Source organism: Kitasatospora sp. NPDC127067 (assembly GCF_042724755.1).
In the GTDB taxonomy this organism is placed as follows: domain Bacteria; phylum Actinomycetota; class Actinomycetes; order Streptomycetales; family Streptomycetaceae; genus Kitasatospora; species Kitasatospora lactacystinica.
Window position 1 is genome coordinate 23,956 of the sequence record NZ_JBHXEM010000068.1, and the last position, 22,594, is coordinate 46,549.

Sequence of the window (22,594 nt, forward strand, 5' to 3'; positions counted from 1 at the left end):
CATGCAAGCCCGGAAGATCGGCGCGGCCGCCGCCACAGCGGTGGCCCTCCTGGCGGCCCGCGACCTCGTGCAGAAGCGGCACGCGCTGCTCCGGAACTTCCCGGTGGTCGGGCACGCCCGGTACCTGCTGGAGACGATCGGGCCGGAGCTGCGGCAGTACATCGTGACCTCCAACGAGGAGGAGCGCCCGTTCAGCCGTGACCAGCGCACGTGGATCTACGCGTCGGCGAAGGAGGAGAACAACTACTTCGGGTTCGGCACCGAGGTCGACGTCGAGCACGTCCAGGGGCACGCCTACCTGAAGCAGCGCACCTTCGCCGGCACGCTGCCCGACGCGCACGACCCGCAGGCCCCGCTGCCCTCGGCCAAGGTGCTGGGCGGGCCGCGCGGGCGCGCCAAGGCCTTCCGGCCGGCGAGCGTGGTGAACATCTCGGCGATGAGCTTCGGATCGCTCTCCGGCGCGGCCGTCACGGCGCTCAACAAGGGGGCGGCGCTCGCGGGCACGATGCACAACACGGGGGAGGGCGGCCTCTCGCCGTACCACCGCAACGGCGGTGACCTCGTCCTCCAGCTCGGCACGGCGTACTTCGGCTGCCGCAACGAGGACGGCACCTTCAACCTCGACAAGCTCAAGGAGGTGGTCGCCGGCGCGCCCGTCAAGGCGATAGAGATCAAGCTCTCCCAGGGCGCCAAGCCGGGGCTGGGCGGGATGCTGCCGGGCGCGAAGGTGACGGCCGAGATCGCCGGGATCCGCGGCATCCCGGAGGGCCAGGACTGCGCCTCGCCGTCGCGGCACTCCGCGTTCGGCGATGTCGACTCGATGCTCGACTTCGTCGAACTGCTCGCCACCGAGACCGGTCTGCCGGTCGGGGTCAAGAGCGCGGTGGGGGAGATGGGCTTCTGGCAGGAGCTGGCCTCGCTGATGGCGCGCGGCGACCGCGGGGTCGACTTCGTGACGATCGACGGCGGCGAGGGCGGCACCGGGGCGGCGCCGCGGATGTTCGCCGACTCGGTGTCGCTGCCGTTCCGGATGGGCTTCTCCCGGGTCTACGGCACCTTCGCCGAGCTGGGGCTGACCGACGAGCTGACCTTCATCGGTTCCGGCAAGCTCGGCCTGCCCGAGAACGCCGCCGTCGCCTTCGCCCTGGGCGTCGACATGATCAACGTGGCCCGTGAGGCGATGCTGTCGATCGGCTGCATCCAGGCCCAGAAGTGCCACACCGACAAGTGCCCCACCGGCATCGCCACCCAGAACCCGTGGCTGGCCCGCGGCATCGACCCGGCCTCGAAGGCCGACCGGGCCGCCTCCTACCTGCGCACCCTGCGCAGGGAGCTGATGAAGGTCTCGGCGGCCGTCGGCGTCGCCCACCCGGCGCTCATCACGGCCGACGACTTCGAGATCATGAACGGCGACTACGAGGCCCGCACCCTCGCCGGTGTCTACGGCTACAAGGAGGGCTGGGGCGAGCTCGGCCCGCACCTCGCCGAGGAGATCACGGCGCTCCTCACCGGCGAGTCGGCCGCCGCCCGGAAGCCGGCGGTCTGAGGCACCGCCCGGAGCGGCTCCACGGGATCCGACTCCCGGCCCCTCGCGTGACGGCGACCAGCCGCCCGCGAGGGGCCGGGACGCGGCGGGACGCGAGGGGTGGCGGGAGGCCGATGGGACGTGAGGGACCGCCGGGAGCCGTCGGCACGCAAGGGGCGGAGGGGCGCCACCGGGACCCGAGGGGGTGCCGGGAAGCTGCCGGTCGATCTGCCGCAGCCCCCCGGGACGGCCGCCATAGCCTGGGCGCCCGGCGCGCAGGACCAGGCTGACGCGCCGCCAGAACGGCGTCCCCCGTGGCTCGCCGTCCCCGTCCGGAAGGATCCCAAGCCCGCCATGACCACTCTCCGCACCCGGGCCGCCGCCCTGGCGGCCGTCGCCGCCGTCGGGTTCGCCACCCTCACCGCCGGGACCGCCCACGCCGCCGCGGCAGCGCCGTCCCCGGCCGCCCCCTCGGTCGCCCAGGCGCCCGCCGCCGCGCCCGCCGCGGTCGCGGCGCTGTCCACGCCCACCCGCATCCCGGGCAACACCGCGATCTCCCGCAACCAGGCCTGGTACTCGCCGGACGGCCGGGTCGTGTTCGCCATGCAGGGCGACGGCAACGTCGTGCTCTACCGGGACAACAAGCCGGTCTGGGTGGCCCCCGGCGCCATGCCCGACGGCAACGTGCTGGTCATGCAGGGCGACGGCAACCTCGTCGTGTACTCCGCCGCCAACACGCCGCTGTGGAACAGCCAGACGGGCGGCCGCCCGGGCGCCGAGCTGGCCATCTACAACGAGGGCGCGATCGCGGTCGTCCTGAACGGCAAGGTCCTGTGGACCTCCGCCCCGTCCACCCCGGCGCCCCTCCCGGCCTGCCCGCCGTGGGGCCCGCCGCTCCCCGGCCAGATCGTCTGGCCGTGGTGCCCGACCTGGCCCTTCCCCGTGTAATCCTCCTGACCGGCTCTGCGGCCCCAGGTCCTCGCCCACCCGGCGGAGGACCTGGGGCCGTGGGCGTGGGCGCGGACGTGGATCCGGGCTTGTGTGTGGGCCCGATTCCCGTTCCCCGCGGGGGATTAAACGCCCAAGCCGTCGTTCCGTGAGATTCGGCCGTACATCTTGTGCGATGTCATGATCCGGCTCACACTTCCGATTTGCGAACACGTGTGCACAGCCACGTGGGCGCCCTTCACCCTTGCGCCTGCCGGGATCCCCGGCGGTCGGAGGGACGTTCCCTGTCACGCTCCCCCTGGGAAGAGGACTGATCGTCGCGCTCGCGCGGTCCGCCGACTCCCGCGCCGCCGGCCATCACGACACCCCACTCGCCGAGGGGCCCGGCGGCCGCCGCCGTCATCGCGCCCGAGCCCGAGCACCGGGGCAAGGGCAAGGACCACGAGGTGCGGCCTGCCGCGCCCGCCGGGTCGTCCGAACCACCCCTCACGCGAAGGAGCTTCGGATGAAGCACCCGCGCACCCCCACCCCCTGGCGCAGGCCGTTCGCCGCCGTCGCGGCGGTCGCCCTCGTCCTGGTCGGCGCGGCCTGGAACGCGAGCCCGGCCGGCGCGTCCGCGCCGCCGGCCCGTGCCGCCGGCGACGCCACGTCCGGCACCGACCCGATCACCCTGACCGTCGACGGCGGCGGACCGAGCCTGGTCCGGGTGAGCAGCGACCCGTTCACCAGCGCCGGCAGCCAGTACGCCACCGAGGTGGAGCCCGACACCTTCGCCTACGGCGGCACGATCGTCTCCGCCGCCCAGGTGGGGCGGTTCACCGACGGCGGGGCGGCCGGCCTCGGCTGGAACACCTCGTTGGACGGCGGCCTCAGCTGGCAGCACGGCATGCTGCCCGGCCTCACCACCCACTGGGGCGGCGGCAGTTGGGCCCGCGCCTCCGACCCCGCGGTCGCCTACGACGCCAGGCACGGCACCTGGATGGTGGCCGGCCTGGTCATCGACTCGGGACGCAACCCGGTGGGTGTGACCGTCAGCCGGTCCGCCGACGGCCTGCACTGGCAGGACCCGGTGCGGGCGGTCGGCCACGACGGCCAGGCCTACGACAAGGAGTGGATCGTCTGCGACAACACTCCGACCAGCCCGTACTTCGGCACCTGCTACGTCGAGGTCGACATCCCCTCCTCCGACAACCTGATGGTCATGTCCGCCTCCCGGGACGGCGGTGCCACCTGGTCCGCCCCGACCGGCCCGTCCGGCGTCAACCTGGGCCTCGGCGGCCAGCCGCTGGTGCGGCCCGACGGGACGGTCGTGGTCCCCTTCTCGACCGACACCACCTCGATCCGCTCCTTCACCTCCACCGACGGCGGCAGGTCCTGGAGCTCCACGGTCCTGGTCGCCGACGTCGTCGCGCACGAGGTCGCGGGCGGGCTGCGCGACGGCGAGGGCCTGCCCTCGGCGGAGATCGACGCCGACGGCAGGGTCTACGTCGCCTGGCAGGACTGCCGCTTCCGGGCCGGCTGCGCGGCCAACGACATCGTCTACGCGAGCTCGGCCGACGGCACCACCTGGTCCGCCGTGACCCGGGTGCCGATCGACCCCACCACCAGCGGTGTCGACCACTTCATCCCCGGCCTCGGCGTCGACCGCACCACCGCCGGTCGCACCGCCAGGCTCGGGCTGTACTACTACTTCTACCCGAACGCCGACTGCACCGCCGACACCTGCGAGTTGGAGGTCGGCTTCGTCTCCTCCACCAACGGGGGCGCCACCTGGAGTGCGCCGCGGACCGTCGCCGGCCCGATGTCGGTGTCCCGGATCGCCGCCACGAGCGGGGGCGGCATGGTCGGTGACTACCTCTCCACGTCCGTCCTCCACGGCAGGGCCGTGGCCGTCTTCGCGGTCGGCAGGACGCCGACCGGCGGCCAGGCCTTCGACGAGGCCATGTACGCCGTCGCGGGCGGCCTCGCCGTCCGGCCCGGTACCGTTCCCTCCAGTACCGGGCCGGTCGTCACCGCACCCGGCCGGGCCCGGCACCGTTCGCCGGTGACCCGCTGGTGACCGGCCGCTGACCGGTCGGGCCCGTCCTCCCACCCGACGGGAGGACGGGCCCTGCCCGCCTTCCGCACCGGACGGCCGGGCGGCGCCGTCCTCGCCCTGCCGGGCGAGCTGCGACAACCCTGCTGCCGACGTCCAGGGGCAGCCGGGATGTCAGTGGCCGATGAGATCGCCTCGCTGGGCACTGATGCGCTGACGGGAGATCAGAATGGCGATGGGACGTCCTCGGAAGGACTCGCGCGATCCGGTCGTGATCATGCGGGCGGCGGGACTGGAACCGCTGGCGCGGCGGGGTCCCTGGTCACCGAGTCCGCGCCGATGGTCGACGTCTTCGGTAGTGCCGGCGAGGCAGTTCGTGCCGTCCACGGATAGGGCGTCGTTGGACGTTCAGCCTGTTATCACACTGTCGAGCCATCATCCAGAAGTTGACAAAGGATCACCCGAACTAGTGACAGTCGGTGTACTCGATGATCACAACAGGCAATGCTCGGGTCAGCGCTGAACCTCATGTGAAAGGAACATCGACATGGCCGACGACGTCACCTACCAGGTCACCGTCAACGACGAAGAGCAGTACTCCATTTGGCCCGCGGACCAGGACCTCCCGCTCGGTTGGAAGGCCGAAGGCAAGACCGGCAGCAAGGAGGAGTGCATGGCGCACATCCGAGAGGTGTGGACCGACATGCGCCCCCTCTCGCTCCGGCGGGCGATGGGCGAGGCCGCCAAGTAGAGCCGGCTTCGCGACACCGCAACTCCGGAGCCCGCCCCGGCTGGACCCTTCAAGGTTCCTGGCCGGGGCGACTTGCTGTCCGCTCAGGGGTGGCCGGCCCGGTGGTGGAGCCGGCCTACAGCGGCAGTTCGACCACCAGTGGCCGGTGGTCCGACACCGGCGTCCTGGGCGCCCGGACCGAAGCCGCCTGGTGCGGTCCGAGCCCGGCCGCCAGGACGTGGTCGAGCTGTACCAGGGGGCGGTGCGAGGGAAAGGTCCGGACCCGGGCCGCTCGACGCCAGCCGGACCGGGTCGGCGGGCCGGCCGGCCGGGGCTTCGAGGACCTCGACGGGGAGAGGAGCTCGGCCGCGCCGAGCGCGACCGCGGGAATCGCGCCGACGATGTTGAAGTCGCCCAGCAGGACGTGCGGCCGGGGAAGGTCGGTGATCCAGCGGTGCACGGCGAGGAGTTGGCCGACGTTCCACCCCGGGACGAACGACAGGTGCAGCGCCACCGCGGTGAACGGGCCGCGCCGTCCCTGCAGGACGGCGGCCAGTGCCGTGCGCGGATGGTCGCGGATCACCGTGAGGCCCGCCTGCCCGGGAAGGCGCAGCGGGACGGCGAGGCGAGGCGCGCCGAACCGCCGGGCCCGCCAGCCGAGGACCGGCAGCCTGGACAGCAGCGCGATGCCGTGCGAGGGAACCTCGCCGTCGTGGCCCGCGCCCGGCGGACCGTACACCCGCAGGCCCGGTTCGGAGCGGTCGCGGACCCAGGTCCGGCCCGGCAGGGCCCGGGCGTGGAACGCCGAGGCGTAGCGCCAGTCCGCGGCACCGGTCGCCTCGGCGACCGCCCGCGCCTGGTCCACCCGGCCCGACCGCTCCTGGAAGCGGTCGAGCTCCTGCAGCGCCACCACCTCGGCGTCCAGGGACGCGACGGCGTCGACGAGCGGGTGCACGGTGGCGGTGCCGGAGGCCGTCGCCGGCGGGTGGCCGCCGGCCGGGAACCGCTGCCCGTGCAGGACGTTGAAGGTCGCCAGGCGCACCAGCGCGGAGCCGATCATGGATGGACGGTACAGCAACGGGCCGGGCCGCATCGGCGCCCTTGCTCAGTCGCTCTCCCCGCTCTCCTCGCTCTCCCCGCTCTCCTCGGGCTTCTCGGGCTTCTCGGTGGTGCGGGCCCAGGCGGTGCGGCGCTGGGATTCGTGTTCCTGGGCGAGGCGGCGCAGGAGGGCGAGGACCGGTTCGAGGAGGAGGACGACGATGGCGGCGTGCTCGGCGAGCCGCAGGGGGTCCTTGATGCCTTCGAGCTGGTCGAGGTCGAGGCGTGCGGCGGTGGCGGCGACCTCGGCGTAGGGGAGGAGGTCCTCGGTGCGGTAGCTGACGCCGAGGCGGTCGAGGTCCATCAGGCTCGCGGCGAGGGCCCGGCGGTGCGGTGAGTCCTCGGAGACGTTCCAGCCCATGGCGGCGAGCAGTTCGTCGACCCGGTGCGCCTGCTGGTCGACGGCCTCCGTCTCGGCGGCGTCCACGGGGGTGGGCAGGGCGTAGTGGACGACTCCGAGCCTGGCGAGCGGGGCGAGGGGCTCGTCGAGTGCGGCGAGGACGTCGCGGGTGGCGGCGATGGACAGGCCGCCGCGGGCGGTCAGGGCGCGGATCAGCCGCAGCCGCTGGACGTGTTCGTCGCCGTAGAGCGTGAGCGTGGCGCCGAGCGGTCGTCCGGGCGGCAGCAGGCCCTCGCGTACGTAGTACTTGATGGTGGCGACCGGTGTCCCGGACTGCCGGCTCAGGTCGGAGATCTTCATGCGCGCTCTCGCTCGGACTCGGTGTCTGTGATCAGTCTCGCAGGCCGTCGAATGGACTCCGTCCACTGATAGTGCCACTATCGGGCTGGATAGTGAAGGTTCCAGTTGGGCTTTTGAACAGCCACAACGCCAGGAACCGGCTGTTCGTCCCTACCTGGAGCGCCGTCACGGCGCGATACCGCAACCGGAGCACCATGCCAGCCCCAAGCCCCACCGGAACCGGGCGCCACGCCACGACCCCCGCCCCGCCCCGGAACTCCGGGAGGAGTGATGTCTGAGCCGAGCCGTGTCGTGAACGTGAGCGCCCGCGGACTGCTGCGCAGGAAGAGCCTGTGGCTGCCGTCGGCGGTGATCCTCGGCCTGCTGTCGTTCGTCCTGTCCCTGCTCTACCTGGGGGCCAACAACGACCCGGTCGGCTCGACGAAGGACATGCCGATCGCACTGGTCAACGCGGACCGCGGCACCCAGGTGGCCGGCCAGCGGATCGACCTGGGCGCGCAGATCGTCGCGCAGGTCACCGGGGCCGACGACCTGAAGGGCAAGGTCTCCTGGAAGCAGGTCGACCGCGCCACCGCCGACGACCTCCTGGGCAAGGACAAGGTGTTCGGGGCGCTCGTCATCCCGGACGACTTCTCCGCCACGGTCGCCGCACTCGCCGGACCGGCCCAGCACGACCCGCACCCCCCGACCATCACGGTGCTGACCAACCCCGCGGCCGGAAGCTTCGGCTCCTCCATGGCCACGGAGATCAACCGCAACGTCGTCCAGGCCACGTCCGTCCAGCTCGGCCACCAGCTCACCGAGCAGCTCGCGAAGCAGCAGGCCGCGCACCAGGCGGGCGCGGCCGCGGCGGACGGTTCCGCGGCGCACCAGGCCGCGCCGGGCGCCGCCGCTCAGCTGATGGTCACCGACCCGGTCAAGGCCGTGATCCAGGAGGGCCACCCGCTCGGCCACCACAGCGGCCTCGGCCTGAGCGCCTTCTTCTACACCCTCGTCCTGGTCCTGGGCGGCATGCTCGGCGCCAACGTGATCCACACCCAGGTGGACACGGCGCTCGGCTACATCTCCAGTGAGAAGGGCCCGTTCCGCAGCACGGCACCCGCCCAGCACATCAGCCGGACCCGCCACTTCGCGGTCGCCTCGGTGCTCATGGTCGTCCTCTCGGCGCTGACCTCGGCCCTCGCGATGGCCGCCGCCGTCGGCGTCATCGGCATCGACGCCTCCCACCTGCCCCTGCTGTGGCTCTTCGGGACCTGCGCCACGGCCGCGATGGGCATCACCGGGCTGGCCCTGCTCGCCGCCTTCGGCACCCCGGGCCCGATCGTGTCCATGCTGGTGCTGGTCGGCCTGGCGATCCCGTCCGCCGGCGCCACCATCCCGCTGCAGGCGCTGCCGGACTTCTACCGGTTCCTGGCCGACTTCGAGCCCTTCCGCCAGGTGGTCGACGGAGTCCGCTCCATCCTCTACTTCGGCGCGCAGGCCGACGCCGGACTCGGCCGGGCCTGGGCCATGGTCGGCATCGGCTTCGCGATCTCCGTCGCCCTCGGCCTCGCCGTCACCCGCCTCTACGACCGCAAGGGGCTGCACCGCAGCCCCGCCCGCGTGCCGCAGCCGGCCCCGGCGGCCGGGTGACCCGCCCGTGACGGGTCCGGTGCCGGCCCTCCCCGGGTCGGCACCGGACCCGCGCCATGACCGCCGGTCCGCCGGGCGCCGCCTCGGACAGCCGCCGGCGGCGACCCCGCGACCCCGCGACCCCGCGACCCCGCGACCCCGCGAACCGACTAACCGACGAGCCAGCACCACCGAGAGAACCGCCATGTCCCAGGACGCGCCCGCACCCCCGCCCCCGTCGGCCCCGCCCGTACGGCCGCTCGACCGCATGTACCGCATCATCGCGCTCTGGAAGGGGCACCTGGCGCCCGCCCTCAAGGAACACGGGCTCACCGTCGCCCACTTCCACGTCCTCGCGGTCCTGCGCCAGGCCGGGCCCTCCCACCGCCTGACCACCGGACAACTGGCCGCCGGCGAGATGGTCACCGGCTCCGGCATGACGGCCCGCGCGGACCAGCTGGAACGCAAGGGCCTGATCGCCCGTGAGCGCGACGTACGCGACCGCCGGATCATCCACCTCAGGCTCACCGACCGCGGCCTGTGCCTTGTCGACCAGGTCATCGCCCGGCACCGCCTGATGGAACAGCGGTTGATGGCCGGGCTCGACGACGGGGAACGCCGGGCCCTCGCCGGCCTGCTCACCAGGCTGGAACACCTCCTCGAAGGCGACACCGGCACGCCCCGGACCGGTCGGCAGCTCTGACCGAACTCGCGGCGCCGACCCGCGCCGTCCTGGCGAACCCGCGGCCCGCCGACCGCCAGGCCGGGACCCCCTCCGCGCTCGGCTTCCACCGACCGCCGCACGCCGTTCCCCACGGCCGGACCGGGGGGGCGAACGGGCGTCGTCGAGCACGGGAGGAGGGCGGTGCCGGGGTGGGCACCGGCGAGTTGCAGCGGCTGTGGGACCGGCTGACACTCGCAGCAGGAGCGGTGTCGCCGACGGGTCGGCCGCCGCGCCCGCCCCGGAGATGAGAACGGTCATGGCGTACGAGCCGGAGAGCCCCTTCCGGTCGCCCATCGTGGGTGACCTCAACCTGTCCCCGCCCGGCGTGGTGCTTCGCGAGGCCGCGGAGCCCGCGGCCGACCCGGAGCGGCAGCTGCCGATGCTGATCGAGCTGAACCTGCGCTTTCCCGGCGGACTCCAGGCGGTCCGCGACGAGTTCTACGCGCTCTGGGAGCACTACGCGGGGCGGTCGAGCGGGTGGTGGCCGGTGGAGGTCACCTCGGGGAGCCATGTGCAGCCCGAGGTGCCGCGGGGGCTCGCGCTGGTCGCGCCGAAGCTGTACCAGACCGTCCTCTCCCGGGGGGACCTCCGCGAGCTGGTGGAGGACGACCGGCAGTCCGCCGTCCGGACCGGGCGGCCGCCCGTCATCTTCCGGGTGTGGCCGGACTATCCGCTGGATCCCCAGATCGACCGCTCGGCACCCACGGTGAAGGCCAATGCCGCCTGGCGCGCCTACGACGCGCGCGGCAGCGGGATCGTGTGGGCGGTCATCGACAGCGGCATCGACGCGGCCCACCCGCACTTCTCCCGGCTGGAGCTCGCGGCCGAGGGGCGGGGCGAGGACCTGCCGCAGGGGCGGACCACCCGGTTGCACCGCGACTTCAGCTTCCTGGTGAACCCGGACGACCCCGTGGCGCAGCCGCCCGGCGGAGCGACGGGCCAGAACCCGGCGTCGCCGCTCGTGGACGACAGCGGGCACGGCACGCACGTCGCCGGCATCATCGCGGGCTGCACCCCGGAGGGCATGACGCCGCGGGTGGCGACGCCGGACGAGCCCGGGGACGGCGGATTCGTCGCCAGGGCCGGCGCGGACCGGCTGTCCGGGATGGCGCCGGACTGCGATCTGGTCAGCATCAAGGTGATGAGGCTCAGCCGCCAGGGCACCTATGTGACCTCCTCCAGCGCGGTCATCCGCGCGCTGACCTACCTGCGGACCGAGGTCAACGTGGACCCGGCGGTGTTGCGCGTGCACGGCGTCAACATGAGCCTCGGCTGCGAGTGGAGGCCCGACCAGTACGCCGCGGGCCAGTCGCCGCTCTGCCAGGCCGTGGGCCAGGTGGTCGCCTCCGGTGTGGTCGTGGTGATCTCGGCCGGCAACTTCGGTGCCCGGAGCACGGCCCGGGACACCGCCAACACCTCGGCCATCATGGGCTCGATCACGGAACCGGCACACACCGAGGACTGCATCGCGGTCGGCTCCACCCACCGGGAGGCGCCGCACGCGTTCGGCGTCACCTGGACCTCGGGAAAGGGCCCGACGCTCGACGGCCGGATGAAACCGGACGTCGTGGCGCCCGGCGAGTGGATCGCCTCGGCGGCCAGCGGCGACGTGCGGGCCACCGCCGGGCTGACCCCGGCCCCGGGGGATCCGGTGCCGGAGAGTCTGCTGACGTACGCCGAGCAGTCCGGTACCTCGATGGCGGCGCCGCACGTGTCCGGTGTGATCGCGGCCTTCCTGTCCGCCCGCCCGGAGTTCATCGGCCGACCCCGGGAGGTCAAGAGCCTGCTCACCGCCTCCGCCACCGACCTCGGCCGGGAGCGGTACGCCCAGGGGGCGGGCCTGGTGGACCTGATGCGGATGCTGGCGAACGTGTGACGAACCGGCGAACGGACGAAACCGACGAACCGACGAACGGCCATCCGAAAGGTCATGTGCGATGAGGCGACTGCCGACCGACGAGCCCGTGTGGGACCTCACCTTCGACGAGAAGGGGGTGCTGACCGCGCCGGCGGCGGGCGACTTCCTCGACGAGGTGACGGCCGAGGAGGTGACGGACCTGTTCGTGTTCAGCCACGGGTGGGGCGTGGACGAACAGAGCGCCCGCGTGCTCTACGACGCGATGTTCCCGCTGATCCGGCAGGCCGGAAGCGGCGCGGCGAACCTCGGCACGGTGGGGTTCGCGGGCATCCACTGGCCCGCGCTCTGGTTCCCGCCCACGCCGGCGACCCCGCCGGCGGCGGTCGCCTCGCCCCAGGCCGGGGACGGCGCCCTGCTGGACCTCAGCGCCGGAACGGCGGCCGTCTCCGGGGCGGACATCGCCGCGTCGCTGGGCAAGGGCTTCGCCGACCCCGAGCAGCAGCAGACGGTGACCGAGATCGGCCGACGCATCGACGAGGCGGTGGCGGCCGCCGGTGCGGCCGAGCCCGATGCGGCCAAGGAGCAACGACTGGTGCGGATCCACGAGTTGATCCGGTCCCTGGTGCCGCCGCCCGGGCCTGGCGGCGGGTTCGAGGACGCGGGCGAGACCGCGCTGCTCCTGGACGCCGATCCGAAGACGTCGTACCAGGCCGCCGCCGAGGCCTTCGGCAGCGCGCCGCCCGGCTCCTCCACGCAGGGCATCGGCGACTGGTTCCAGCACGCCGTGAACGGCGCGAAGGACGTGCTGCGGGTGCTCTCGTTCTCGATCATGAAGGCCCGGGCCGGCGACATCGGCCGGGGCGGCCTGGGGCCGCTGCTGGCCACCCTGCACGGCCGCTCGCCCGGCCTGCGGGTGCACCTCCTCGGCCACAGCTTCGGTGCCCGGCTGGTCTCCTTCGCCCTGGCCGGCGTCGGCGCCCCCGCCGACAGCCCGGTCACCTCACTCCTGCTGATCCAGGGGGCGTTCTCGCACTGGTCCTTCGCCCACGCCCAGGACAACCCCTTCGGCAGCGCGGGCGCGCTGAACGCCTTCGCGGACCGGGTGCACGGTCCGCTCGTCTCCACCTACAGCGTCCACGACTGGGCCGTCGGCGTGTGGTACCCGAAGGCGTCCTTCCTCGCCCGCCAGGACTCCGAGGCCGATGTCGCCGGACGCTGGGACGGCATGGGCGCGGACGGGTACCAGGCCGTGGCGCCGACCGGGGACCGGGTGATGCCGGCCGAGGGCGGCATCGACTACGCCTTCGTGCCCGGGACCTTCTACCGGGTGAACGCCGCCGCCGTCATCAACAACGTGGCGGGCGAGCCGTTCTCCGGTGCGCACTCCGACATCCGCAAGCCCCAGGTCGCCGTGCTCGCGGCGGCCGCCGCCGCGGCGCACGGGTAGTGGGTGCGGCGGTGGACTGACCACGGCCGTCGCACGCCGCCGCCCGGCCCGCTCGTACGGAGCGGACCGGGCGGCGGCGTCGTGCGGCCGGTCGCCGAGCGGGCCGATCGCGATGTCGGGCCGCGCCCCGCACAATTGGTCCAGACCTAATTGGTCCAGACCTATTGACTCCCCTTGCCGCCCCTCCTACGATCCGGTCCGGCACAGCCCCACATGTTTCCCCCACCTCACCCAGAGCCGGGCGTCACGCCCCCACGCGTCGGTCATGTCCATGACGCTCGGCGGAAAGGGAGCACAGCATGTTTCGTCGGAGGTCGCGCACCCCACGCCCGTCGGGCGGATTCCGCCCGGAGCGGACGACCGTGGAACGCGCAGTACGGGTGCACCGGACCGGCGGCCCCGAGCACGGGCCGACCGTCCTGAAGCGCTTCCTCGCCGGGGTGAGCGCCGCAGCCGTCATCGGCGCCGGCATCGCCGTGGCCGGCACCGTCACGGCCGGGGCCGCCACCCCCAACCTGGTGGCCAACCCCGGCTTCGAGAACGGGCTTTCCGACTGGACCTGTTCCGGCGGCGCGGGTGCGGCGGTGAGCAGCCCGGTCCACTCCGGCGCCTCCGCGCTCAAGGCCACGCCGACCGGCCAGGACACCGCCCAGTGCACCCAGACCATCAGTGTGCAGCCCAACTCCCAGTACACGCTGAGCGCCTACGTCCAGGGCAGCTACATCTACCTGGGCGCCACCGGCGCCGGTGTCACCAACGCCTCCACCTGGACGGCGAACAGCGCCTCGTACAGCCAGCTCGGCGTGGGCTTCACCACCGGGGCGAACACCACCTCGGTGACCGTCTTCCTGCACGGCTGGTACGGGCAGCCCGCGTTCTACGCGGACGACGTGTCGCTCACCGGCCCCGGCGGCAGCAGCCCCTCGCCGACCGCCACCACGCCGACCACCGCGCCTCCGACGTCGTCGACGCCGACCACCGCGCCGCCCACCAGCACACCGCCGACGACGTCGACGCCCACCACGACGCCGCCCACCACCACGCCGCCGGGCGACACCTGCCCCACGAAGCCCAAGCCGTCCGGCAAGGTCCTCCAGGGGTACTGGGAGAACTGGGACGGCGCCCTGAACGGCGTCCACCCCGGGATGGGCTGGGTGCCCATCACGGACAGCCGGATCGCCGCGCACGGCTACAACGTCATCAACGCCGCCTTCCCGGTGATCCTCTCGGACGGCACCGTCCTGTGGCAGGACGGCATGGACACCAACGTCAAGGTCTCGACCCCCGCCGAGATGTGCCAGGCCAAGGCGGCCGGGGCGACGATCCTGATGTCGATCGGCGGCGCCGCCGCCGGCATCGACCTGAGCTCCAGCACCGTCGCCGACAAGTTCGTCGCGACCGTCGTCCCGATCCTGAAGAAGTACAACTTCGACGGAATCGACATCGACATCGAGACCGGCCTGTCCGGGAGCGGCAACATCAACACGCTGTCCGCCTCCCAGGCCAACCTGATCCGCATCATCGACGGCGTGCTGTCCCAGATGCCCGCGGGCTTCGGTCTGACGATGGCCCCCGAGACCGCGTACGTCACCGGCGGAAGCGTCAACTACGGGTCGATCTGGGGCGCCTACCTGCCGATCGTCAAGAAGTACGCCGACAACGGGCAGCTGTGGTGGCTGAACATGCAGTACTACAACGGCAGCATGTACGGCTGCTCCGGCGACTCCTACCAGGCCGGTACCGTCCAGGGCTTCACCGCGCAGACCACCTGCCTGAACAACGGCCTGACCATCCAGGGCACCACCGTCCGGGTGCCCTACGACAAGCAGGTGCCCGGCCTGCCGGCCCAGCCCGGTGCGGGCGGCGGCTACATGGACACGGGCCTGGTCGGCCAGTCGTGGAACGCCTTCAGCGGTTCGCTGAAGGGGCTCATGACCTGGTCGCTCAACTGGGACGGCTCGAAGGGCTGGTCCTTCGGCGACAACGTCAAGCGCCTCCAGGGGCGTTGACACCCCGGAGTCCCCGGAGTCCCCGGAGCTCCTGAAGCCCCCGGAGCTCCCGGAGTTCCCGCCGACGTCCCCGCGCCCCGGTGCACCGCTCCGGGTGCGGCCCGGTCACCGACCGGAGCCGCGCCCGGCTCGGAGCCCGGGGCGCGGGCCGTCGAAGCCCTCGGGCGCGGGGGGCCGTTCGAAGAAGGTCTCCAGGACGACGGTCGCCTGGGTGCCGCTCACGCCGTCGATCGCGTAGAGCCGCCGCAGCACGTCCTGAAGCTGTTCGGGGGTCGCCGTCCGCACCTTGACCAGCACCGAGGCGCTGCCCGCGATGATGTGCGCCTCCTCGATCTCGGGTATCGCGGTGAAAGCCGGTGCCGAGTCCCCCATCCAGGCCGTGGAATCCACCATCACGAAGGAGAGCACCCCGAGCCCGAGGCTCCTGGGGTCCAGCTCCACCGTGGTGCGGCGGATCACGCCGCGCTCGCGCAGCTTGCGCACCCGTTCGTGCGCCGCCGCCGTGGAGAGGCCCACGGCCCTGCCCAGCGCCGCGTACGCCTGTCCGGCGTCCTGTTGCAGCAGGGCGAGCAACGCCCGGTCGGTGTCGTCGAGATGATCGATGGTCATGGTGGGACCATACCGTGTTCTGGCATACTCCCGATTGTCGGGACGGTATTCGGTACTAGGCGACACGGGGTGAATGATGTCCGGCTCCATCGGGTCCGAGCTGTACGAGATCCTGGACGATCGGTTCCGCCGCTGCACCAACGGCGACAGCCGGCTGGAGAAGCTGTACGGCGACTGCCGCTGGGCCGAGGGCCCGCTCTACCTGCCCGCCTGGCGCCAGGTGATCTGGAGCGACATCCCCAACGACCGGCTGCTGCGCTGGGACGAGGCCACCGGCACGGTCGGCGTCTTCCGCTCCCCGGCCGGGCACCCCAACGGCAACACCCTCGACCGCGAGGGCCGGCTGATCAGCTGCGAGCAGGGCGACCGCCGGGTGACCCGCACCGAGCACGACGGCCGGATCACCGTCCTCGCCGACCGCTACCGGGGCAAGCGGCTCAACTCGCCCAACGACGCGGTGGTCCGCTCGGACGGCGCGATCTGGTTCTCCGACCCGGACTTCGGCATCACCTCGGACTACGAGGGCCACCGGGCCGAATCCGAGATCGGCGCCCGCGACGTCTACCGGATCGACCCGCACAGCGGCGAGGTCCGGCTGGCGGCCGACGGTTTCGACGGGCCCAACGGACTGGTCCTGTCACCGGACGAGCGGCAGCTCTACGTCAACGACAGCCGGGCCGGGCACATCCGGGTCTTCGACATCCGGGAGGACGGCACCCTCACCGGCGACCGGATCTTCGTCAAGGGCGTCGGCTGCCGCTTCGACAACATCCGCTTCGACCGCGACGGCCGGCTCTGGGCGGCGGCCTTCGACGACGGCGTCCACTGCTACGCCCCCGACGCCACCCTCCTCGGCCGCATCCGTGTTCCCGAGCCGGTCTCGAACCTCACCTTCGGCGGCCCGAAGCGGAACCGGCTGTTCATCACCGCCACCACCTCGCTGTACTCCCTGGTGACGTCCATGACGGGCACCCACCGCGTCTCCTTCCAGTAGGAGACACGCCGGCCCGGCCGCTCGCGGCGGGGGAGCGCCGGCCCGTTGCGTCCCCGGTGGTCAGCCGGTGGTCAGCCGGTGAACAGGCCGGCGTTCCGCCGGACGAAGTCGCCCACGCCGGTGGCTGGGCGGCCGGTGACCTGCCGGACGCCGTCGGTCCGGCGGTCGTAGCGGTTCTCGGCGTGGAGGCGGGCCATGGTGGAGATGTGCCGGCGGACGTGTTCCGGCAGCTCCAGTGGTGCGAGGTCGTGGTCGATCCACTCCCGCAGCGGGACGTCGACGTAGCGGACGGGCCGGCCGAGGGCTTCGGAGGCCTCCGCGGCGATGGCCGGGCCGTCCTGGGAGCGCGGGCCGGTCAGCTCGTAGACCCGGCCGAGGTGCGGGGCCGGGTCGGCCAGGACCTCCGCGACGACCGCGGCGACGTCCGCGGCCGCCACGGGGGAGGTCCTGGCCCGCCCCAACGGCAGCCTGACGGTGCCGTCCCTGGCGATCGAGGACAGCCCGGCCCGGAAGAGCGGGTTCTCCAGGAACACGGTGGGCCGGACCTCGACGACGGGCAGGCCCGACCAGCTCAGCACCTGATCGACCAGCCACTGCTGCCGGTGCTGGTGGGACTCGCCGGCGGCGGCGAGTCCCAGCTCGGAGACGGTCAGCTGGGACATGTTCACGAACACCTCCAGCCGCCCCGCCTCCCGGGCCACGGCCGCCGCCGTGAGGGCGGCCTCCAGGTACTGGTCGGAGACGCCCATGCCGAAGTACGTCCGGCGGCAGCCGGCCAGGGCGGCGAGGACGTCGTCCGTGCGGGTCAGGTCCCCGACGACGACCTCGGCGCCGGTCGCCCGCAGGGCCCGCGCGCGCTCGTCCTCGCGGTGCACCAGGGCGCGGACCGGGAGGCCCCGCCGCCGCAGGTCCTCGACCACGGACCGTCCGACGCCCCCGACGCGGCCGGCGGCCCCGGTCACCAGGATCGGTTGCACGGTCTCCTCCGAAGTGTTCGGCCCGGCGCGGCGCGGGCCCGGTGCGGCCCGGCCCGGCCGGTCGTCAGATGGTGGCGGTGTCGATGACGAAGCGGTAGCGGACGTCGCTGGCGAGGACGCGCTCGTAGGCGTCGTTGATCCGGTCGGCGCCGATCAGCTCGATCTCGGCCGCCACGCCGTGCTCGGCGCAGAAGTCCAGCATCTCTTGGGTCTCGGCGATCCCGCCGATGCCCGAGGAGCTCATGCTGCGGCGCTTGCCGGCCAGCCGCCGGAGGTCGACCTCCACGGGCTCCTCCGGGAGGCCGACGGTGACCATGGCCCCGTCGGTGCGCAGCAGGGAGAAGTAGGCGGCGAAGTCGAGCGGGGCGGAGACGGTGTTGAGGACGAGGTCGAAGGTGCCCGCGAGCTCCTGGAAGGTCGCCGGGTCGCTGGTCGCGTGGTAGTGGTCGGCGCCCAGCCGCAGGCCGTCGTCCTTCTTGCGCAGGGACTGGGACAGCACGGTGACCTCGGCCCCGAGCGCGTGGGCGATCTGCACGCCCATGTGGCCGAGCCCGCCGAGGCCGACGACGGCGACCCGCGTGCCGGGCCCGGCGTTCCAGTGCCGCAGCGGGGAATAGGTGGTGATGCCCGCGCACAGCAGCGGGGCGGCCTTGTCCAGCGGCAGCGCGTCCGGGATGCGCACCACGTAGTTCTCGTCGACGACCACGTTCTTCGCGTAGCCGCCGTACGTGGGCCGGCCGTCCTTGCCAACGGCGTTGTACGTCCAGACCGGGCCGTCGTCGCAGTACTGCTCCAGGCCGGCCCGGCAGTTGTCGCAGGTGCGGCAGGAGTCGACCATGCAGCCGACGCCGACCCGGTCGCCGACCCGGAACCTGGTGACGCCGGGGCCGGCCCCGGTGACGACGCCCGCGATCTCGTGCCCGGGCACCATGGGGAAGACCGCCTCGCCCCAGCCCTCGCGGGCCTGGTGGATGTCGGAGTGGCAGATGCCGACGAAGGCGATGTCGATCAGCAGGTCGTGCTCGCCGACCGCACGGCGCTCGATGGTGGTGCGTTCCAGCGGGGCCTTGGGGCCCGGTGCGGCGTAGGCGGCGACGGTGGTGGTCATGGGAGTTCGTTCCCCCTTCTGCGGACGGAACCGCGATGGTCGGATCGGGCCGCGTCGGCCGGGCCGGACGGGTCGGGTGAGCCGGACGGGTCGGTCGACCAGCACGTCCACGGTACCCACGAGGACGGTGCGCCGCGCTGCCGGCCCGGCCGGGGAGCGGCGGAACCCGCCCCGGGACGATCACGGTCGGGCAGGCCCGGAGGCGCCTGGCGTGACCGCATCCGAGTGGGTGATCATGATGTGACGTCCTGTCATGTTTGTTTGACGAGAAGGTGTTCTCCATGTTGGTCGACTGGCCCACCGAAGTGTTCGCGCTCCGTCTGCACCGCATTCCCGGCCTGGTGGCGGGCGCCGCGGCGGGAAGCCCGGAGGGCACCCCCGTGGTGCTCGGGCCGGAGACCGGCGGTGAGGGCGAGCGGTGGGTGGCCGAGCGGTTCCGGGTGCTCAACCACCGGATCCGGCACGCCGCCACCGGCCTCTACCTGACCGCCGAGGGAACGGGCCGGGGCGCCGCGGTCACCCTGCGGCCCAAGTTCCCCGACACCGGCAGCGACTCCTCCTACTGGCGACAGGCCTGGCGGGCCTACGTCCAGCGCGACACCGGTCGGCTGATGGCGATCAACGACTCCTCCAACTGCCTCCTCGGCCTGGCCGACCCGGCCGCCGACCGGCCGGGCGGGCCGCTGGTGCTGGAGAAGGGTGCCGGCGCCCAGGACCTGTCCTGCACCGCCTGGGCGCCCGCGCCCGTCCCGGCGCCGGAGCCCGCGCCCGCTCCGGCCCCGAAGGTCACCGACCTCCCGGTGGGTACGGGACGGGTCCGGGTGCCGGCCCGCCGCTTCGAGCGGTACGGGCGGATCGTCGAGGAGATCTTCGGGGAGACGATCTTCCGGGAGGTCCCCGGCGAGCTCCTCACTCCGGGCACGCGCATCGAGACCTTCGACTTCGACCAGTACTCCCAGGGCGACTGGTACCGGGAGGGCCGGGAGGGCACTCTCGTCACGTTCACGGACAGCTACGAGACGGCGGGCGCCGCGCGCAGGGCCTTCCACCGGCTGAAGGGGGAACCCGCCCGCTACGTGGACGCCGCCGAGGTGGACGTTCACTACGTCCCGCCGAAGCTCGTCGCCCGCACCAACTTCCCCGCCGCGCTCTTCGACGACGTCAGCGGCGCCCTCGTCCGGACGCCGTACCGGCTGGCCAACGGGCACGGCTTCTACCACCGGCCCGAACGCCGCGAGGGCCTCTACTTCCCCAGGCGCGACGGCGCCGGCACCGTCGTGCAGTGGAACAAGACCTGGATCGCGGACAACGACACCACGTCCAAGGTCTTCCTCTGCTTCGACGGCCGGTACTTCATCGACCAGATGGACATCACCTGGGCCGACGGGGAGAAGAGCTGACGCGGGATCCCGCCACGCCGCATCGGCACTGAACGTCCCCGGTGAACCGCCCGTGCCCCGGCGTGCGGATCGCGCAGGGGGAGCCGGCAGGTCGAGGGCCGGCTCCCCGGGGACGGGCGGCCTCGGGGGACATCCACGACGGCGCCGGTGACCGGGTCGGCCACCGGAACGGGACGTACGGCACCTGCGGCGAGTACCGCACCGAGCCCGGGCCCTCCCGCGGGCCCGACCGCGCAGGTCGAAGGGCTGCCGGTTGTTCGGCGTTTTGTTCAATGACCGAGGACCGAACCAGAACAACCCCGGTGCGCTACACCAGTAGCGCACGCCACACCCGTGTCGTGCGCGGGACCAGGACCGTGGGCCGCGACAGCGCCGGACACCGGGAGAGTTCACCGAATGACGACGCTCTGCATCGCGAACAACCGCACCGAGGAGATGGTCGGGGACCTCACCGGGGCGACGCCGCTGGAGCAGCTGTTCGCCGGGTGCGGGGCGCAGCGGATGCTCTGGTGGGCCGAGGACGGCGACGTCCTGGTGCTGCCCTGGGGCCCCGACCCGGAGTACCTGGCGTACGTCGCCGGGCTGACCGGGGTGCGGGCCGACAGCCTGACCTTCGTGGTGCCGCCGCCGGGCGCCCACGGTGACCAGGTGCTCACCACCGACCGCCTGGTCGACCCGGGATTCCTCGCGGAGCTGCACAGCGCCCTGGACGGGCGCACCGTCGACGAGGTGCTGGCCGTCTCGCCGAACGGCGCGGTGGCCGGGCTGGCGGCCGCACTCGGCCTGGCGCACGCGATGCCAGGCCAACCCTTCGCCGCGCAGGGAGGCAACGCCCTGGTCAACAGCAAGGCGGGGTTCCGGGCGCTGGCCGCCGGCGTCGGGGTGCCGATCCCGCCCGGGACGGTGGCCGGCTCGCCGGCCGAGGTCGAGGCCGCCGTCGAGCACCTGCTGGGGCAGGGGCAGAGCGTGATGCTGAAGGTCGAGTACCAGGTGGGCGGGCTGGGCAACGAGATCCTCGCCCGGGACGAGAAGGTGGAGGCGGTCGGAGCCGAGCGGGTGGTTCCGCTGCCGGACCGGGCGGCGGTGGCCGCGTACGTGGCCGAGCGGTGGACCTGGCTGACCGGCGGGCGCGGCCAACGGGTGGTGGTGGAGCGGTACTTCCCCGACTGCGCGCCGTTGTACGCCCAGTTCCTCGTCGACGACGCGGCCGTGGTGCTCGCCGGCTGCGGTGAGATGGTCATGCGGCCGGTGGTGGTCGGCGAGATCACCCCGCCGGTCACCCCGGACGCGGGCGTCCTGGCCGAACTCGTCGAGCAGGGCGCCCGGTTGTGCGAGTCGCTGCGGGTGATCGGCTACCGGGGCACGGTCAGCGCGGACGCCGTGCTGGCGCCCGGGGGCGAGATCTACTTCCACGAGACCAACGGCCGGCTCACCGGCTCCAGCCACCTGCACGACATCTTCGCCGCCCGCCTGCTGCGCGAGGAGCACCGCGGCTCGCGCCACCTGCTGGAGCTCGCCGGCCTCAAGGTGCCGTCCTTCGCCGAGGCCGTGGCGGCGCTCGGCGCGGCCGGGCTGGCCTTCGACCCGCGGACGGGCACCGGCGTGCTGTACAGCAGCGACTTCGGGCCGGCCGACGGCTCGGTGATGTACTGCGTGGTCGCCGAGAGCCCGGAGGCCGTCCGTGTCCTGGAGAGCGCGCTGCTCGCGCTGTTCGCCGGATGAGGCCCGGGGCGGGCGTGAACGAGACGACCGTGAACGAGACGACCGTGAACGAGACGACCGAGATCGAGGTGACCGTGAACGAGGTGGCCGTGGACCAGGCGGAGGCGGAAGGGGACGAGGTGGCCGCGGACGGGAAGGGGATGCGCGCGGCGGTGATCCACCGCTACGGCGGGCCGGAGGAACTGTGCATCGAGACGGTGCCGGAACCGGTGGCCGGGCCGGGCCAGGTGCTGGTGGACGTCACCCTGGCCGGGCTCAACTACGCCGACCTGGAGATCCGCGCCGGCGAGTACCTGCAGCTCCCGCTGCCGCTGGTGCTCGGCGTCGACGCGGTCGGGCGGCGCCGCGAGGACGGCCGGAGGGTCGTCGCGCTGCTGCGCACCGGCGGCGGGTACGCCGAGGTGGCCGTCCCCGAGGCGGCGCACACGGTGGAGGTGCCGGACGGCGTGGACGACGAGCAGGCGCTCGCGCTGCTGGAGCAGGGGGCGACGGCGTACGGCGCGCTGGTCCTGGCGGGGCGGCTGCGGCCGGGCGACGCCGTCGGGGTGTCCGCGGCCGCGGGCGGGGTCGGTCACCTGGCGGTGCAGCTGGCCAGGGAGCTGGGGGCGGCCCGGGTGGTCGCCCTGGCCTCCACCCCGGAGAAGCGGGAGTTCCTGCGCTCGCTGGGCGCCGACGCCGTGCTGGACTCCGAGGACCCCGACCTGGGCGAGCGGCTCGCGGAGTCGGGCGGGCTGGACCTGTTCGTGGACTCGGTCGGCGGCCGGGTGCTGCGCGCCGGGCTGGCCGGACTGGCACCCTTCGGGCGGCTGGTGTCGGTCGGGGCGCGGGAGGGCGTGGAGGACGGCTTCACGATGGGCGAGCTGACCGAGCGCTCGGCGGGGGTGCAGGGCTTCTGGCTCAGGCATGTGCTCACGGACCGGGCGCTGTTCGAGAGCATCGCCGACCACCTGTTCCGGCTCGCCGCCGAGCGGCGGGTGGTGGCGCGGATCGACCGGACCGTGCCGCTGTCCGGGGTGGCCGCCGCGCACCGGGCGATGGCCGCGCGGCAGACCATGGGCAAGGTGCTGGTGGACGTCCGCCGCGAGGCGTGAACGAAGCG

At 73.2% G+C, this 22,594-nt stretch carries 17 protein-coding genes and 2 pseudogenes; 14 read left to right on the forward strand and 5 right to left on the reverse strand.

From position 1 onward, the window contains the following. The first annotated feature begins 1 nt into the window (after position 1). From ACFWJ4_RS25150 to ACFWJ4_RS25165, 4 genes are all read left to right on the forward strand, one after another. Positions 2-1,546 (forward strand): FMN-binding glutamate synthase family protein, encoded by a 1,545-nt coding sequence (locus tag ACFWJ4_RS25150; RefSeq protein WP_380547187.1) that lies wholly within the window; start codon positions 2-4, stop codon positions 1,544-1,546. Between the two features lie 333 nt (positions 1,547-1,879). Beyond that, entirely contained in the window at positions 1,880-2,473 is a 594-nt protein-coding gene (locus ACFWJ4_RS25155) for a hypothetical protein (protein WP_380547189.1), read from the forward strand. Between the two features lie 505 nt (positions 2,474-2,978). Beyond that, complete coding sequence (locus ACFWJ4_RS25160; protein ID WP_380547190.1) at positions 2,979-4,532, forward strand: sialidase family protein; 1,554 nt, start codon at positions 2,979-2,981, stop codon at positions 4,530-4,532. Between the two features lie 523 nt (positions 4,533-5,055). After that, positions 5,056-5,259: an MbtH family protein gene (locus ACFWJ4_RS25165; protein ID WP_380547192.1), complete on the forward strand. Its 204-nt coding sequence runs from the start codon at positions 5,056-5,058 to the stop codon at positions 5,257-5,259. 115 nt (positions 5,260-5,374) lie between these two features. Here ACFWJ4_RS25165 and ACFWJ4_RS25170 read toward each other — a convergent pair whose 3' ends face one another. Both ACFWJ4_RS25170 and ACFWJ4_RS25175 read right to left on the reverse strand, forming a co-directional pair. Then, positions 5,375-6,298 (reverse strand): endonuclease/exonuclease/phosphatase family protein, encoded by a 924-nt coding sequence (locus ACFWJ4_RS25170; RefSeq protein ID WP_380547194.1) that lies wholly within the window; start codon positions 6,296-6,298, stop codon positions 5,375-5,377. Positions 6,299-6,343: 45 nt separating this feature from the next. Next, positions 6,344-7,036 carry a MerR family transcriptional regulator gene (locus tag ACFWJ4_RS25175; protein WP_380547196.1) on the reverse strand — a complete coding sequence of 231 codons (693 nt, stop codon included), beginning with the start codon at positions 7,034-7,036 and terminating at the stop codon, positions 6,344-6,346. A gap of 270 nt (positions 7,037-7,306) precedes the next feature. Here ACFWJ4_RS25175 and ACFWJ4_RS25180 point away from each other — a divergent pair, with 270 nt between their 5' ends. From ACFWJ4_RS25180 to ACFWJ4_RS25205, 6 genes and pseudogenes are all read left to right on the forward strand, one after another. After that, positions 7,307-8,668: a DUF3533 domain-containing protein gene (locus tag ACFWJ4_RS25180; RefSeq protein ID WP_380547198.1), complete on the forward strand. Its 1,362-nt coding sequence runs from the start codon at positions 7,307-7,309 to the stop codon at positions 8,666-8,668. 184 nt (positions 8,669-8,852) lie between these two features. Continuing rightward, entirely contained in the window at positions 8,853-9,350 is a 498-nt protein-coding gene (locus ACFWJ4_RS25185) for a MarR family winged helix-turn-helix transcriptional regulator (protein ID WP_380547200.1), read from the forward strand. Between the two features lie 277 nt (positions 9,351-9,627). Then, entirely contained in the window at positions 9,628-11,247 is a 1,620-nt protein-coding gene (locus ACFWJ4_RS25190) for a S8 family peptidase (protein ID WP_380547202.1), read from the forward strand. 61 nt (positions 11,248-11,308) lie between these two features. After that, positions 11,309-12,676, forward strand: a complete 1,368-nt coding sequence (locus ACFWJ4_RS25195; protein ID WP_380547203.1) for a hypothetical protein — start codon at positions 11,309-11,311, stop codon at positions 12,674-12,676. Between the two features lie 299 nt (positions 12,677-12,975). Further along, positions 12,976-13,476 (forward strand): annotated as a pseudogene (locus ACFWJ4_RS25200) (carbohydrate binding domain-containing protein); the annotation flags it as partial. 255 nt (positions 13,477-13,731) lie between these two features. Further along, positions 13,732-14,685: pseudogene (locus ACFWJ4_RS25205) on the forward strand (chitinase); the annotation flags it as partial. A gap of 105 nt (positions 14,686-14,790) precedes the next feature. Here the strand turns inward: ACFWJ4_RS25205 and ACFWJ4_RS25210 are convergent. Beyond that, complete coding sequence (locus ACFWJ4_RS25210) at positions 14,791-15,294, reverse strand: Lrp/AsnC family transcriptional regulator (protein WP_359906786.1); 504 nt, start codon at positions 15,292-15,294, stop codon at positions 14,791-14,793. Positions 15,295-15,370: 76 nt separating this feature from the next. Here ACFWJ4_RS25210 and ACFWJ4_RS25215 point away from each other — a divergent pair, with 76 nt between their 5' ends. Then, positions 15,371-16,288: an SMP-30/gluconolactonase/LRE family protein gene (locus tag ACFWJ4_RS25215; protein WP_380547205.1), complete on the forward strand. Its 918-nt coding sequence runs from the start codon at positions 15,371-15,373 to the stop codon at positions 16,286-16,288. A gap of 71 nt (positions 16,289-16,359) precedes the next feature. On the opposite strand, the gene ACFWJ4_RS25220 is transcribed toward ACFWJ4_RS25215, so the two are convergent. Both ACFWJ4_RS25220 and ACFWJ4_RS25225 read right to left on the reverse strand, forming a co-directional pair. Then, the gene (locus tag ACFWJ4_RS25220) at positions 16,360-17,265 is read right to left on the reverse strand and encodes an NAD(P)H-binding protein (RefSeq protein ID WP_380547207.1); all 906 of its coding nucleotides are present in this window, start codon (positions 17,263-17,265) and stop codon (positions 16,360-16,362) included. 64 nt (positions 17,266-17,329) lie between these two features. Continuing rightward, on the reverse strand, positions 17,330-18,373 hold the full coding sequence (locus ACFWJ4_RS25225) for an NAD(P)-dependent alcohol dehydrogenase (protein ID WP_380547209.1): 1,044 nt from the start codon (positions 18,371-18,373) through the stop codon (positions 17,330-17,332). A gap of 281 nt (positions 18,374-18,654) precedes the next feature. On the opposite strand from ACFWJ4_RS25225, the gene ACFWJ4_RS25230 reads away from it, so the two are divergent. The 3 genes from ACFWJ4_RS25230 (at position 18,655) to ACFWJ4_RS25240 (ending at position 22,586) form a co-directional block, all read left to right on the forward strand. After that, complete coding sequence (locus ACFWJ4_RS25230; protein WP_380547211.1) at positions 18,655-19,773, forward strand: RICIN domain-containing protein; 1,119 nt, start codon at positions 18,655-18,657, stop codon at positions 19,771-19,773. Between the two features lie 396 nt (positions 19,774-20,169). Beyond that, complete coding sequence (locus ACFWJ4_RS25235; RefSeq protein ID WP_380547213.1) at positions 20,170-21,495, forward strand: peptide ligase PGM1-related protein; 1,326 nt, start codon at positions 20,170-20,172, stop codon at positions 21,493-21,495. Between the two features lie 29 nt (positions 21,496-21,524). Beyond that, on the forward strand, positions 21,525-22,586 hold the full coding sequence (locus ACFWJ4_RS25240; RefSeq protein WP_380547215.1) for a zinc-binding alcohol dehydrogenase family protein: 1,062 nt from the start codon (positions 21,525-21,527) through the stop codon (positions 22,584-22,586). Positions 22,587-22,594: the final 8 nt, after the last annotated feature.

Coding starts and splice junctions, on each gene's coding strand:
- ACFWJ4_RS25150 (WP_380547187.1), top strand. CDS start 2: ATGCAAGCCCGGAAGATCGGCGCGGCCGCCGCCACAGCGGTGGCCCTC.
- ACFWJ4_RS25155 (WP_380547189.1), top strand. CDS start 1,880: ATGACCACTCTCCGCACCCGGGCCGCCGCCCTGGCGGCCGTCGCCGCC.
- ACFWJ4_RS25160 (WP_380547190.1), top strand. CDS start 2,979: ATGAAGCACCCGCGCACCCCCACCCCCTGGCGCAGGCCGTTCGCCGCC.
- ACFWJ4_RS25165 (WP_380547192.1), top strand. CDS start 5,056: ATGGCCGACGACGTCACCTACCAGGTCACCGTCAACGACGAAGAGCAG.
- ACFWJ4_RS25170 (WP_380547194.1), bottom strand. CDS start 6,298: ATGATCGGCTCCGCGCTGGTGCGCCTGGCGACCTTCAACGTCCTGCAC.
- ACFWJ4_RS25175 (WP_380547196.1), bottom strand. CDS start 7,036: ATGAAGATCTCCGACCTGAGCCGGCAGTCCGGGACACCGGTCGCCACC.
- ACFWJ4_RS25180 (WP_380547198.1), top strand. CDS start 7,307: ATGTCTGAGCCGAGCCGTGTCGTGAACGTGAGCGCCCGCGGACTGCTG.
- ACFWJ4_RS25185 (WP_380547200.1), top strand. CDS start 8,853: ATGTCCCAGGACGCGCCCGCACCCCCGCCCCCGTCGGCCCCGCCCGTA.
- ACFWJ4_RS25190 (WP_380547202.1), top strand. CDS start 9,628: ATGGCGTACGAGCCGGAGAGCCCCTTCCGGTCGCCCATCGTGGGTGAC.
- ACFWJ4_RS25195 (WP_380547203.1), top strand. CDS start 11,309: ATGAGGCGACTGCCGACCGACGAGCCCGTGTGGGACCTCACCTTCGAC.
- ACFWJ4_RS25210 (WP_359906786.1), bottom strand. CDS start 15,294: ATGACCATCGATCATCTCGACGACACCGACCGGGCGTTGCTCGCCCTG.
- ACFWJ4_RS25215 (WP_380547205.1), top strand. CDS start 15,371: ATGTCCGGCTCCATCGGGTCCGAGCTGTACGAGATCCTGGACGATCGG.
- ACFWJ4_RS25225 (WP_380547209.1), bottom strand. CDS start 18,373: ATGACCACCACCGTCGCCGCCTACGCCGCACCGGGCCCCAAGGCCCCG.
- ACFWJ4_RS25230 (WP_380547211.1), top strand. CDS start 18,655: ATGTTGGTCGACTGGCCCACCGAAGTGTTCGCGCTCCGTCTGCACCGC.
- ACFWJ4_RS25235 (WP_380547213.1), top strand. CDS start 20,170: ATGACGACGCTCTGCATCGCGAACAACCGCACCGAGGAGATGGTCGGG.